The sequence below is a fragment of the Alphaproteobacteria bacterium genome (assembly GCA_040216735.1).
Lineage (GTDB): Bacteria > Pseudomonadota > Alphaproteobacteria > SHVP01 > SHVP01 > CALJDF01.
Map to the genome: position 1 here is coordinate 161,253 of JAVJOO010000005.1, position 13,329 is coordinate 174,581.

Annotated in this window: 15 protein-coding genes; 4 read left to right on the forward strand and 11 right to left on the reverse strand. The window is 63.0% G+C overall.

What is annotated here, in order from left to right; genetic code table 11:
* Positions 1–18: 18 nt before the first annotated feature.
* From RID42_14010 to RID42_14050, 9 genes are all read right to left on the reverse strand, one after another.
* Positions 19–534 (reverse strand): peptidylprolyl isomerase, encoded by a 516-nt coding sequence (locus RID42_14010; protein MEQ8248786.1) that lies wholly within the window; start codon positions 532–534, stop codon positions 19–21.
* A gap of 36 nt (positions 535–570) precedes the next feature.
* On the reverse strand, positions 571–1,092 hold the full coding sequence (gene coaD / locus RID42_14015; protein ID MEQ8248787.1) for a pantetheine-phosphate adenylyltransferase: 522 nt from the start codon (positions 1,090–1,092) through the stop codon (positions 571–573).
* A gap of 4 nt (positions 1,093–1,096) precedes the next feature.
* Positions 1,097–4,006 (reverse strand): DNA gyrase subunit A, encoded by a 2,910-nt coding sequence (gyrA, locus tag RID42_14020; protein MEQ8248788.1) that lies wholly within the window; start codon positions 4,004–4,006, stop codon positions 1,097–1,099.
* A gap of 215 nt (positions 4,007–4,221) precedes the next feature.
* Positions 4,222–5,349, reverse strand: coding sequence for an ABC transporter permease (locus RID42_14025; GenBank protein ID MEQ8248789.1), 1,128 nt, complete (start codon positions 5,347–5,349; stop codon positions 4,222–4,224).
* Positions 5,349–6,281: an ABC transporter ATP-binding protein gene (locus tag RID42_14030; protein MEQ8248790.1), complete on the reverse strand. Its 933-nt coding sequence runs from the start codon at positions 6,279–6,281 to the stop codon at positions 5,349–5,351. Before RID42_14030 ends, RID42_14025 begins: the two co-directional genes overlap by 1 nt.
* A complete protein-coding gene (locus RID42_14035) occupies positions 6,278–7,273 on the reverse strand; it encodes an HlyD family efflux transporter periplasmic adaptor subunit (protein MEQ8248791.1) in 996 nt (331 codons plus the stop codon). The genes RID42_14030 and RID42_14035 overlap by 4 nt, the downstream gene beginning before the upstream one ends.
* Positions 7,270–7,926, reverse strand: coding sequence for a TetR/AcrR family transcriptional regulator (locus RID42_14040; GenBank protein ID MEQ8248792.1), 657 nt, complete (start codon positions 7,924–7,926; stop codon positions 7,270–7,272). Before RID42_14040 ends, RID42_14035 begins: the two co-directional genes overlap by 4 nt.
* 217 nt (positions 7,927–8,143) lie before the next feature.
* On the reverse strand, positions 8,144–8,608 hold the full coding sequence (gene ssb / locus RID42_14045) for a single-stranded DNA-binding protein (GenBank protein ID MEQ8248793.1): 465 nt from the start codon (positions 8,606–8,608) through the stop codon (positions 8,144–8,146).
* A 187-nt stretch (positions 8,609–8,795) separates the two neighbouring features.
* A complete protein-coding gene (locus RID42_14050; GenBank protein ID MEQ8248794.1) occupies positions 8,796–9,215 on the reverse strand; it encodes a nuclear transport factor 2 family protein in 420 nt (139 codons plus the stop codon).
* A gap of 86 nt (positions 9,216–9,301) precedes the next feature.
* Here RID42_14050 and RID42_14055 point away from each other — a divergent pair, with 86 nt between their 5' ends.
* Positions 9,302–10,672: a dicarboxylate/amino acid:cation symporter gene (locus RID42_14055; GenBank protein MEQ8248795.1), complete on the forward strand. Its 1,371-nt coding sequence runs from the start codon at positions 9,302–9,304 to the stop codon at positions 10,670–10,672.
* 84 nt (positions 10,673–10,756) lie between these two features.
* On the forward strand, positions 10,757–11,137 hold the full coding sequence (locus tag RID42_14060; protein MEQ8248796.1) for a RidA family protein: 381 nt from the start codon (positions 10,757–10,759) through the stop codon (positions 11,135–11,137).
* A 33-nt stretch (positions 11,138–11,170) separates the two neighbouring features.
* Here the strand turns inward: RID42_14060 and RID42_14065 are convergent, their stop codons facing one another.
* Entirely contained in the window at positions 11,171–11,491 is a 321-nt protein-coding gene (locus tag RID42_14065; GenBank protein ID MEQ8248797.1) for a hypothetical protein, read from the reverse strand.
* A 90-nt stretch (positions 11,492–11,581) separates the two neighbouring features.
* Here RID42_14065 and RID42_14070 point away from each other — a divergent pair, with 90 nt between their 5' ends.
* The gene (locus RID42_14070) at positions 11,582–12,202 is read left to right on the forward strand and encodes an RraA family protein (protein MEQ8248798.1); all 621 of its coding nucleotides are present in this window, start codon (positions 11,582–11,584) and stop codon (positions 12,200–12,202) included.
* A 9-nt stretch (positions 12,203–12,211) separates the two neighbouring features.
* Here the strand turns inward: RID42_14070 and RID42_14075 are convergent, their stop codons facing one another.
* Positions 12,212–12,877, reverse strand: a complete 666-nt coding sequence (locus RID42_14075) for a thermonuclease family protein (protein MEQ8248799.1) — start codon at positions 12,875–12,877, stop codon at positions 12,212–12,214.
* A gap of 223 nt (positions 12,878–13,100) precedes the next feature.
* Here RID42_14075 and RID42_14080 point away from each other — a divergent pair, with 223 nt between their 5' ends.
* Positions 13,101–13,325, forward strand: coding sequence for a hypothetical protein (locus tag RID42_14080; protein ID MEQ8248800.1), 225 nt, complete (start codon positions 13,101–13,103; stop codon positions 13,323–13,325).
* Positions 13,326–13,329: the final 4 nt, after the last annotated feature.

The window sequence follows — 13,329 nt, forward strand, 5'->3', positions numbered from 1 at the left end:
GGTTTACCGGTAACGCCGTCATTCGACGTCGGCGGCGACTTTGAGACTGACGATGCGATCGGGTTGACGGACGACGCCGCTTTGGCCGCTACCGCGTTTGATCCGATCGACGAATTCCATGCCCTCGGTCACGCGTCCCCAAATCGAATATTGGCGATCAAGCCCAGGTGCGGCCGCGAACATAATGAAGAACTGCGAATTCGCGCTATTGGGATCGCTGGTCCGCGCCATTGACACCGCCCCGCGCACATGCCGTTCGTTGCTGAACTCTGCGCGCAAGTCGGGCAAGTCCGAACCGCCCGATCCGGTGCCGGACGGGTCGCCCATTTGCGCCATGAATCCTTCGATCACTCGGTGAATCGGCGTATTGTCGTAGAACCCTTGGCGCGCGAGCGTCTTGATCCGCGCGACATGATTGGGCGCAAGATCGGGCCGCAACTCGATCACGACGCGGCCGTCCTTAAGGTCGAGATAGAGAGTGTTCTCCGGGTCGGCCGCAACGCTCTGCCCGGTCAACAAAACAAGGGCGACCATCGCCGCACTTAAACAACGCCATAGCTTCATCGTTCTTTACTCGCTTGGTGATCCGGTAAGGTTACTCACTTGCGCCATCAACCGGGTATGGACGCGCGGCGGCACAAAACTCGTGACGTCGCCGCCGAGCAACGCAATTTCCTTGACGAAGCGCGACGAAATGAAGGTGTGATGCTCGGACGCCATCAGGAATACCGTCTCGATTTCCGGGTTCACGCGCGCGTTCATCCCGACCATCTGGAATTCATAGTCGAAATCGGTGACCGCGCGCAGACCGCGAATAATCATCACGGCACCGCATTCGGCCGCGAAATGCATCAGCAGGTTTGAAAACGAAACGACCTCGATTTCGGTGCCGTTCTCGCGGGCGATCTCGCCGACCTCGGTGCGCACCATATCGAGTCGGTCGTCCAGGCCGAAAATCGGGCCTTTGCCCGGATTTGCCGCGACGCCGACAACAAGGTGATCCACCAGTCGCGTCGCGCGTCGGATAATGTCGACATGACCGTTGGTGATCGGGTCGAATGTCCCGGGATACACCGCCGTCCGCTTCGCCACGTTTCTACTCCTGCTCCGATGGTTCATCCGGCGGGATCGCTTCGCCCGCGTCTTGGATACCGGCGCTTGCGTCTTCGCCGTCCGACGCCACTTCGACTGGTGCGCCGTCCGTGCCTTCCGCAGCGTCCGGTTCAGCGTCGTCATCCTCGCCCAGGCGCGCGGCAGAGACAACCTTCTCACCCTCACCGGTCTTGAAGACGATAACGCCCTGCGTGTTGCGTCCGGCGATCCTAATGTCGCCCACGGAAATGCGAATGAGCTTGCCGCCGTCAGTGACCAGCATGATGTCGTCGCTGTCGGCCACAGGGAAGGACGCAACCACGGGTCCGTTTCGCTCGGAGGTCTCGATATTGATGATCCCCGAGCCGCCTCGATTGGTCATACGGTATTCGTAAGCTGAGGAGCGTTTGCCGAAGCCGTTTTCGGTCAAGGAAAGAATGAACTGCTCGGCGTCCATCATCGCGGCAAACGCCGGTTCATCGAGGCGAGCCGCCATTTCGGCGTCGCGCGCTTTTTCAGCGTCCTTGCCATCATAGTCCGAGACCGCCAAGCGGCGTCGCGCGCCGATGGCCTGGAGGTAGGCTTGGCGCTCGTCCGCATCGGCGGCGGTGTGACGCAGGACCGACATGGAAATGACCTCGTCGCTTCCTTTGAGGGCCATGCCACGGACGCCGGCGGTCGCCCGGCCGCCCATGAGGCGCACACCCTTCATGGCGAAACGAATGCACTTGCCGCCGCGCGCGACCAAGAGGATGTCGTCGTCGTCGGCAGCCAGCGAAACGCCGACGAGCCGGTCCCCCTCCTTCAACTTGATGGCGATGATCCCGGTGGTCAGGATGTTGTCGAACTTGTTGAGCGAGATCGGGCGGACCAGCCCTTCGGCGGTGGCGAAAACCGCCACCAGATCGCCCCACGTCGTCTCGTCCTCGGGAACCGGCAGGATCGTCGCGATCGTTTCGCCCTCGGCCAGCGGCAGCAGATGGACCATGGGGCGTCCCCGCGCCTGCGGCGTTCCCAGCGGAAGACGATAGGTCTTGAGTTTGTAAACTTTGCCGCGCGACGAAAAGAACAGTAGTGGCGTGTGGGTGTTAACGACGCTGACCTGCGCCACGAAATCTTCGTCGCGCGTCGACATCCCCGAACGCCCCTTGCCGCCGCGCCGTTGCGTGCGGTAGGTCGAGAGCGGCACCCGTTTGATATAACCGCCGTGACTGACGGTCACGACCATGTCCTCGCGTTGGATCAGGTCTTCTTCGTCATACTCGACGAAGCTTTCCTCTATCACTGTTTTGCGCGGGGTTGCGAATTTCTCCTTCATCTCGACAAGTTCGGCCCGGAGAATGCCCATAAGGCGCTCGCGGCTGCGTAGGATATCGAGATAGTCGAGGATTCTTTCGGCCAACTGCTTGAGTTCGTCGCCGATCTCGTCGCGACCGAGCGCGGTCAGGCGTTGCAGACGCAGATCGAGGATCGCACGCGCCTGTTCTTCGGATAGGCGGTAGACCCCGTCTTCCACCCGCCGGCCCGGTTCGTCGATCAAGGCGATCAGCTCGGCCACGTCTTCGGCGGGCCAATCGCGCCCGGTCAGCGCTTCGCGGGCGGATGCAGGATCCTTAGCACCGCGAATCATCGCGATGACCTCGTCAATATTCGCCACCGCGATCGCCAAGCCGACCAAGACGTGGGCGCGGTCGCGCGCCTTGCCGAGTTCGAACTTGGTCCGCCGCGCGATCACCTCTTCGCGGAAATTGACGAAGGCTTCGACCAGATCGCGCAGGTTCATGACCCCAGGACGGCCGCCTTGGAGCGCCAGCATATTCACGCCGAACGACGTTTGAAGCCGGGTAAAGCGGTAGAGCTGGTTCAACACGACGTCGGGATTCACGGTCCGCGAGACTTCGACAACCACGCGGACACCGTCGCGATCGGACTCGTCGCGCAGATCGACGATGCCCTCGACCCGTTTTTCGCGCGCGACGTCGGCGATTTGTTCGACCAAGTGCGATTTGTTCACTTGGTAGGGTATTTCAGTAATGACGATGGCGGTGCGTTCGCGCTGCGCATCCTCGAAATGCACTTTGCTGCGAATCACGACCGAGCCGCGACCCGTGCGCAGGCCCTCGCGCAGGCCATTACGGCCCAGGATGATCCCGCCGGTTGGGAAGTCGGGCCCGGCCACGTATCCCAACATCGCTTCGACGGTGATGTCCGGGTCGTCGACGTAGGCGCAACACGCGTCGATCACTTCGCCCAGATTGTGCGGCGGAATGTTGGTCGCCATGCCGACCGCGATGCCGCCGGCGCCGTTGACAAGTAGGTTCGGAAAGCGCGCGGGTAGAACGATCGGCTCGCGCGCCGAACCGTCGTAGTTGTCCTGGAAATCGACCGTATTCTTGTCGATATCCATGAGCAGGGCATGGGCGGATTCGGCCATGCGGATTTCGGTATAGCGCATCGCAGCCGCCGGATCGCCATCCATCGACCCGAAGTTGCCCTGCCCGTCGAGCAGTGGCAGACGCATCGAAAAGTTCTGCGCCATCCGCACCATGGCGTCGTAAATCGCCTGGTCACCGTGGGGGTGATATTTACCCATGACGTCGCCGACGACGCGGGCGGATTTGCGGTAGGGCTTGTTGAAGTCAAAGCCGCTCTCGTTCATCGAATGCAGGATGCGGCGATGAACCGGTTTGAGACCGTCGCGGGCATCCGGCAGGGCGCGGCTGACGATGACGCTCATGGCATAGTCGAGGTAGGAGCGTTTCATCTCCTCTTCGATCGTGACCGGCGATACCCCGCTAGGGCCTTGGGGCGGCGCGGGCGGCGTCGGTGCCGATGGTGGCGTGTCGTCGTCGATGGTCAAATGATCAATCTCATGCGGCGGTAGCGTCGGTATTTGCCCCTCGTCGACCGACACCGACCGCCTACCAGATGTAGTATTTGCGGACGCAAAATGACCGCAACGATCGCGGCCATCCGGGGGCCCTAATATAGCCGATCCGGCACCCGTTTGGACAGCACTATCTCCGGAAAATTTTGTTGTTTATCAGTCCCTTGCAGCCACCGATCAGGGGTTGCCGCTGATCATGTTGCAGTGCCAAAAATCGCCGCTTCCGCCATCTGCCCGGTCGGTCAGTCCAAGGTTTGCCGATACCGCCTCAGGGCCACCATCAGAACCACCGCGAGAAACGCCAAAAGCGGCCAAACCTCGGGCGCGATATCGCGCCATTCGGCGCCCTTGAGCAAGATTCCGCGAGTGATCCGCAGAAAATGGGTCAACGGCAGGACTTCGCCCAGCAGCTGCGCCCACGCCGGCATCCCGCGGTAGGGGAACATAAAGCCGGACAACAGAATCGACGGGAGGAAAAAGAAGATCGCCATTTGCATCGCCTGCAACTGATTGCGTGCGACCGTCGAAAACATCAGCCCGAGTGCGAGGTTAGTTACAACGAAAACAATGACGATTGCGCCGAAGAGCCAGAGATTGCCGACGAATGGCACGTCGAAGATCAGGCGCGCCGCAATCATCACGATCGCCACCTGAATGGCGCCAACGAACGAATAGGGAAGAATTTTTCCGAGCAACACTTCGGCGGGGCGCACCGGCATCGACAACAGGTTTTCCATCGTCCCGCGTTCGATTTCGCGGGTCACCGCAAGCGCCGTCATAATGATCATGGTCATCGTCAAAATCACGCCGATCAACGCCGGTACGATGTTGTACTGGGTGATGCCTTCCGGGTTGTAGGCGCGGTGGATCACGATCTCGAACGGTGGCGGGCCAGCGCGCAGCGCAACCAGCGGCCCAGATAGATCATGGCGTAGCGCCAAGGATTGAAGCTCGCGTAGCGCCCCGATCGCATTGCTCGTCGCTGCCGGATCGGTCGCATCGGCCTCGACCAAGACGCTCGGCCGCATCCCCCGTTGCACGTCGCGCGAAAAATCGGTGGGAATGGTCACCGCGAACTGGACTTCGCCCGTCCGTAACATCCGGCGGACGGCGGACTCGTTCTGCACCACGGCGACGATGCGAAAGTAGCCGGTATTCTCCATGGCCCGCACCAAGCTGCGGCTGAACGCACTGTTGTCGTTGCTCAGAAGTGCCGTGGGCAACGACTTGGGATCACTGTTGATAGCGAAGCCGAACAGCACCAGCTGCACGATGGGGATCCCCACCATCATCGCGAAGGTCAACCGGTCGCGCCGCATCTGGACGAATTCCTTGACGACGACGGCGGCAAAGCGGCGAAACGAAAACATCAGGCGTTCCCACCGTTCTGATCGCCCATTAGGCGGATGAACACATCTTCCAACGAGGGGACGGTCTCCTGCGCGCTCAGGCCCCGTTGCTGAAGGCCCGCCATCGTTTGGGCCAATCGCTCACCGTCGCGGCCGCTGATGTGCAGGCGTCGGCCGAACGCCGCGACCGAATCGACGCCCGGACTACGGCGCATTTCGGCAGCGAGCCCACTTGGTGCGCCATCGACGATCCAGGTGCTGAGGCCTGACTCGGCCACAACCTCGGCGACGGTACCGCGCGCCAGCAAATGGCCATAGGCGAGGTACGCAATTCGATGACAGCGCTCGGCTTCGTCCATGTAGTGTGTGCTGACCAGGACCGTTATTCCCGATTCAGCCAATTCGTGAATGTTGTCCCAAAACTCCCGTCGAGCGCTGGGATCGACGCCGGCCGTCGGCTCGTCGAGGAGCAAAAGGTCTGGCCTGTGCATGACCGACGCAGCAAGCGCCAGACGTTGCTTCCACCCGCCCGACAGGTGGCCAGCGAGTTGCCGCTGCCGCGTGGTCAAACCGAGTCGATCGAGCGTCTCGCGCACCACCTGGCGCGGTTGCTTGACCCCGTAAATCCGCGCGACGAAATCGAGGTTCTCGCGGATCGAAAGATCCTCATAGAGACTAAAGCGCTGAGTCATGTAGCCAACGCGGCGCTTGATCGCTGCTGTCTCTCGGATCACGTCGTGGCCGAGGCAGGTCCCGCTACCCGCGTCGGGCCGCAGCAACCCGCACAGCATGCGGATGGTCGTGGTCTTGCCACTGCCGTTGGGCCCGAGAAAGCCGTAGATCGCACCGCGTTCGACGTCGATGCCGAAATCCTGCACGACGGTTTTACCGCCGAAACTCTTGCTTAGTCCGCGGACCGAAATGGCGAGGCCGTCCTCGGGTGCGTCGTTCATGGTGATGGCTCAGCCACCGGCGCGGGCTCGGCCAAGGTCACGTCGAGCGGCTGACCCGGGTGCAGCCCCTCAACGCTTAGGGGGCGCGCCTCGACCAGGAAAACGAGTTTGCTGCGGGCGCTTTCGCTGTAAATGACCGGCGGCGTGTATTCCGCCTGCGGTGCAATGTAGGTGACCGTGGCCGCCCTTGTGTGCGCTGGGATACCCCATCGCAGCCAGACCGGTTGGGCCACCGCGAGCGACACCAGGGTTGCCTCGGGCACGAAGAACCGGACCACAAGGTTCTCCGGCGGCAATATTTCGACTATCGGCTGGCCGGACTGCACTTGCTCGCCTACCCGGTACAGAGTGTCGGTCACAAGGCCGCTGGCGGTGCTGAGCCCGGACCGCTTAGATAGCAGCCACTCCGCCTGAACCATCGCTTCGCTGGCCGCGTTCACTCGGGCGCGCGCCGCAGCAATCTCATCGTCACGCGCGGCCATGCGCCCGCTTTGAATGCGCGCCCGCAGCTCGCCGACGCGCGCCGCATTGCGCGTAACCGAGGCCTCGGCGGCATCTAGCCGTTGCGCCGCCGCGGCATTGGTTTGGATGAGTTGGCGAACGCGACGCAACTCCGACTCCGACAGGACCAAATCGGCTTCGGCCTGGGCGCGTTGCGCCTCCAATACAGCAATCTCGGGGTCGCGCAATCCGGTACGCAGGTTGTCATATGCAAAACGCGCTTCGGCCAGACGGGCAGCGGCTTCGCGCATCGCGGCGCTTTCACGTTCGTGCTCCAGAATGAAGACGACCTCACCCGGCTGGACGGTATCGCCGCGGCGAACGTTGAGGGTATCGATCGTCCCGCCGGTCGCCGCACCTACCCGGACGTACTCGCCCTCAACATAGCCCTGATAGGCGATCGGTCCCTCGTCGGCCGTACCGAAAAGGGCGCCGACGGCCATGACCGCGGCGGCGGCAGTCTCTCGTATCCAATCGAAGACGTTGCTCATGGGCCGCTCCTAGGTTGAACGCGCAGGCCGTCGAGGAAGATGTCGATATGGGTCTTCGCGACGACGGCTGGGTCGATGGGTTCTTCGTCATGGGGTGCAAAGGCGCCCCGCCACATCGCGGTGAAAGCAAAGGGGGCAATAAGCAAGCGGGCAGTTACCAGCGGGTCGACAGGGCGAAACTCCCCCTGCTCGACCCCCTTGCCAATGATGCCGGCCAGCAGCCGCAGGCCGCGGGCGGCAACTTCGCGGTGGTAGAACCGGGTCAGGTCCGGAAAGGTTCGCGCTTCGGCCAGGAGCAATCGTGGCATCGCCACGAGATCGTCGTTGCGCACGACTTCCGCGGCGAACTCGGCGATGCGGCGAAGAAGATCTGCCACCGGCCCCTGCCAGGCTGCCGCCTGCGTTTCCAGATTGGCCAGGTTCGGGACAATGGCCGTTCGCACCAGCGATTGGAACAGGTCTTCCTTGCTGCGGAAGTAGAGGTACAGCGTGCCCTTGGCGACGCCCGCTTCGGTGGCAATGTCGTCAAGCCGGGTGGCGGCATAGCCGCGGGTCAGGAATTGGGTCCGCGCCGCCCGCAGGATGTCGGTTTCTTTGTCCGCGCGCCGGGTCTCGGGGGCGCTGGATGGGGTTGTCGTGCATGTGTCGGGCATCGCCAAACCAATATGACTGACCAGTCAGTCATATTGGACGTGGGGGCGCAGACGTCAAGGGCCTACGTCGCGCCCAGCTTCATCGTCTTAAGGTTAGACCGACAAGTTTATTATTAATTGCAGTAGGTTAGGAATTTTATTTGACGTTATATGCTAAATAGAATCCCGGTACCCCTGCACCATCTGGAACGCAACCAGATTTCAGAGAGACGCCAGACTAGAACGGGATTTCGTCGTCCAGGTCAGAGGGAGGCATCGAGCGACCACCCTCGTCCGGCAACGAATCGTATCCGCCGCCGCCATCAATCTGACCACCGCCGCCGCCTTGGCTACGCCCATCGAGGATCTGAAGATCGCCGCGAAAGCGCTGCAACACGACCTCGGTGGAGTAGCGGTCCTGGCCGGATTGGTCCTGCCACTTGCGGGTTTGCAACTGGCCCTCGATGTACACTTTTCGGCCCTTCTGCAGGTATTCCTTAGCGACCTTCACCAGGTTCTCGTTGAAGATGACAACGCGGTGCCACTCGGTCCGCTCGCGCCGCTCGCCGGTGCCCTTGTCGCGCCACGTTTCTGAAGTCGCGACCGACAAATTGCACAATTCGCCGCCCTGTTGGGTCGTGCGCACCTCGGGATCGCGCCCCAAATTGCCCACCAGAATGACCTTATTCACGCTGCCTGCCATCGATTCACCCGTTTTCCATCACTGTCATGTCCGGCGGTACCCCACCTTTCGGTTCGCGGGCAGCCTACACGGCTGGTCCCGCGCCAGCCACGCCGCAGCGGCCCCGGCCGGCGGGTTATCCACAAGTTTTGTTATGCCCGGATCAGGCGCGAATTTCTGCTTACACGTTGCCGGCAGATCGCCCGCGCTATTCGTTAATCGGCGGCGCGCCGGTCGGCAGGCGCCCTTCGTGGACGTGGACGAGCCGCCAGCCGTTCGCAAAGCGGCGCAACACAACCGAGGTACGCCCCTCGCCGGTGTGGGGATTGGGCGGCGCATAGGACGCAAAAGAGTTGAACCGAACCAGCGCCAGGTCGCCCCACACGTCGGTGACGAAATTGCTTTGCCGAAAGGTCAGGGCACCCCGCTGGGCCTTCTGATCGTAGTCGGAATCGACATAGGCGCGCATCGTCTCCTTGGTGACTAGCGCAGGCTCAAACACGTCCCACACGGTGCAGCTTTCGTCGAGAAGGGCCAGCATCCCCTCTTTGTCGTGCGCAAGGAAACGCTCCCACACCGCGCGCACGACGGCTTCGACGGCTGCAATGTCCTCGCGCGATCCGGCCATACCCCATTGTAGCCAAGACGGGAGAGTGCGGATACTTGACCGGGCGCAATGCGCGCATACCACCCTCCCCGCTACAAAGGAAAACGATGTCACACGACGGCCCTACCCCTGAGAACAACGGCAACCACGGGGGGCGAATCCGCGGTCGGCGTAAGCTGCTGACCCTCCTGCGCGAACGCCTGTGGCTCCAGGTATTGGTCGGGATGGCGCTGGGGATCGCCTTTGGTCTGGCGATCGGTCCGACGGGCGGCCTGCTGTCGCCCGCCCATGCCTCACTCGTGGGCAATTGGGTCGCGTTGCCCGGCAAACTGTTTTTGCTCGCGATCCAGTTCGTCGTCATCCCCTTGGTCGTCGCGTCGGTCATTCGCGGCATCGCCGGCGGCAATACCGGACAGCTCGGCGCGATCGGCGGGTGGACCATAGGGTTTTTCCTGGTCTTCACCATCCTGGCCGCGATCATCGGCATTGCCCTCGCGCTAATCGTCCAACCGGGCCTTCTGATCGACAGCGGGATCACGGCCGCGGCTACCGTGGCCCCCGAGGTTCAGCCGGCAACCCTGCCCGGACTTGCCGAGTTTCCCGACGTGATTGCCTCGATCTTTCCCAAAGACCCACTGGCCACCTTCGTTTCCGGCAACATGCTCCAAATCGTCATCGCCGCCGTCATCATCGGCGTCGCGATGATTTCGATATCCAGCGAGCAACGGCGGCCCCTACTGGAACTGTTGGCCTCGGTGCAAGCCGTGGCCATGGCGGTCGTGACTGTCGTCTTGCGCTTCGCCCCGGTGGCGGTGTTCGGCTTGCTCGCGCAGATCACCGCGCGGGTGGGCGTTGCCGCCCTGCTCAGCACCGCGATCTACATGGCGACCGTCATTGCCGGGTTGGCGATCTTGCTCGCGCTGTACCTCGCGGTGGCGGCGTGGACCGGGACATCGCCGCTGCGTTTCTTGCGCGCCGCCCGCGAACCCCTGCTGCTCGCGTTCTCCACGTCGAGTTCGGCGGCGGTCATGCCGGTCACCCTGACCACGGTCGTCGGCAAACTCGGCGTCCACGCAAATGTCGCGCGCTTCGTCGTCCCCCTCGGCACCACCATCAACATGGGCGGCACCGCACTCTACCAAGGCGTTGCGGCGTTGTTCCTAGCCCAGGTCTATGGCGTCGATATCGGCCTGGCCGGCATGGTGTTGATCGTCGTCATGGCGACCGGCGCGGCGATCGGGTCGCCCGGCACGCCAGGGGTCGGCATCGTCATCCTGTCGACGATCCTGACCAGTATCGGCGTGCCCCCCTCCGGCATCGCCATCATCCTGGGCGTCGATCGTCTCCTCGACATGTGCCGCACCGTCGCCAACGTCGCCGGCGACATGGTGGCGAGTCAGTTTGTCTCGCGCTACGCTTCCGGTGGCCAACTATCTTCAAAATCGGGCCCAATCGGAGGCGCATCGCCCCAGAAATAGGATGTGGGTCCGGTGTGAGGCAATGCCTTTGAGCATCGATTCGCGGTACCATGGCGACCTTGAATCACTAGGGGAGGCTCGATCATGACCAGCAACGTCATTCGCAATCCACACGGCGGCTATCGCAACCGCAGCGTCGAGATCCCGCCGGGATCGCGCGTTCTTTATATCTCCGGGCAGACCGCCACCGATGACAAGGGCGTCACCCCGCCCGACGCGGAGACCCAGGCCGATATTGTCTATGCGCGGGTGGTCGAAACCCTGCACGAGGCCGGGATGGACGTGACCGACGTCGTCAAGACCAACCTCTATATGGTCAATCCGGGCGACATCGGCGCGATCGCGAAGGCCGGGAAAAAACACTTCAAGGGACACACCCAGGCCGGCACCTTGGTTTATGTCAAAGCGTTGGCGTTGCCAGAAGTTCTGTTGGAGTTGGAAGCGGTCGCCGCGAAGAAAGACTAGGCGCTGCGGCGAGGACCAATGCGCAGACGCACTCTAGGCGGAAATTTCCGCATTGCCGACGGAGATGACAACTACGCTATCGTCTAGCGCTGTTTCGTTATCGTGCGATTCGCCCGGTGCCGTGATCGCCACGTCGCCGGGACCGAGGACGCGGTCGCCGAGCTGCCAGCGCCCGCTGACCACAGTGAGGTGTTCCCACCCCGTCGTGCGGGCGTGGGGCTTGAACGTGGTTCCACGCTCGACGCGAAACACCACTAGGTAGGTGTTGTCGCCGCGCCGCCAGAGTTCGCACTTCTTCGCGCCCGGCGTTCCCGCATCTTGCCAGTCGTAGGTATCCAGCGCGCCAAACTGCATTGCATCCCTCCGTTGTCGTGCGCATCCTATCGCGCCGACCGCGCCGTCGCCATGCGGACGGGTGGGCCCAACGCAGAAAAAGGGAGCACCATGGACACAGCAAAGATTATCGCCGCGCTACGCGGCTTCCCGGTGCCGACGCTGTCCGAAGCGGCCCCGGCCGCGTGCGACCTTCCGCCCGAGATTCATCCGCTCGTCCCCAATACTCCGATGGTCGGGACCGCGTTCACGGTGCGTTGCCCGCCCGGCGACAATACCGCCGTGACCCGCGCGGTCGGCGAGGCCGCGCCCGGCGACGTGATCGTCATCGATTGCGGTGGCGCGTCGCGCACCGCGGTCTGGGGCGATACCGCTAGTACGGCCTGTCAAATCAAAGGGGTCGTGGGTTGCGTGACCAATGGACGTGCCCGCGACATCGTCGAGATCACGGCGTTGGGCTTTCCCGTCTATGCCATCGGCCTCTCGCTGCGCGGGTCGACCAAGGGTCAGCGTGGCGAAACCGGTATCCCAATCGCGCTCGGCGACGTGCTGATCCATCCGGGCGACTTCGTGTGCGGCGGGCCGGACGGGGTGCTGGTCATTCCCCGCGACCGTGCGGAGGCCGTCATCGCCAAGGCAACCGCGGAACGCGCGGAGGAGGAAACCCGCGCGGCCCGGTTGAAGGCCGGCGTGCCGCTCGCCGAAATCCTCGCCACGTCGGGTAACAAGTAAGCGACTGGCCTATCGGCGGGCCGCCCGCCAGCCCGCGGCCTCGGCCTCGTCAACCGAACAGAACCAGCGTTCGCCGTGGCCTTCATCGATGCGCGTGGCCGCGTAGCTGCGTTCGCCTGGGCGGTGATAAATGCGGGTTCCTTCGGACGAAATGTTTCCCTTAATCGCACACCCGTCGTCGGGCGCCGCCGACAAATTTTCTACACTGCGCGTGCCTACTGCGCCTCGCGGCGGCGCCGTCGAGCGGCGGTAGTCCCAAGGGGCGTTGAACCGCGATTCGCTGGGCGCGTCGCGCGCGTAGCGCTGCGAAAAATCGGTATAGGGCATCGCCTGCCCGTCCCGCACCATGGCGCGGTTCAAGTCGACGCCGCCGACCCGGCAGGTCGCGACAATGCGGCCGTAGCGATCGACATCTTCGGGCGCGCAGATCACCTCACGGTCGCCAATCAACGCTTCCAAATGGGCCTTGGACTGCGCGCCGCAGTCCCCACCGTCCCGGCAGGGTTGGCCGCGCTCCGGTGCATCGATCCCAAACAAACGTACTCGTTCGCCGGCCACCCGTAGAGTGTCGCCGTCCACCACCTGCGCCACGCCCTGGAGCTGTTGCGCCGACACGCCCGACGCCCATAGCAACACAACGCACCAGGCCACCGCGCCCCAACAACGCACTGCCATGTCGTCCCCAACAACCGAACCGTCTTGCTTCCGCAGTCGTTCGTGCGGCGGTTCGCTTCAGTATGGCAGAACTTCACAGACGGCGCCGATGCCCCGCGCACGCCAGCGCCGGGCGCCACAGATTCGCCACAACATCTCCGCGCCGCGACCGCAATCCGGACAACGGCCCGCCACGGTCGATCAATAGAAGTCGTTCGACCCCCATTCTCACGGAGACATTCCGATGCGCGTCCTGATTCTTTCCAGCCTCCTTTTAACCGTGGCGGCCTGTGCCGAAGGGCCCAGCCGATCCTTTACTTGGCTTGACGGCCAACAGTACCGGTGGCTCAACGACCTGTCGGCCTGCACCGACGACGGTTCGGCGGTCTTTTTCCAGCGTGCCTCCGACAGCGGCACGTTCCCGGCGCCTAGGAATCTCAACGAAGAAAAGTGCGAACGCGCTCTTTGAGTTG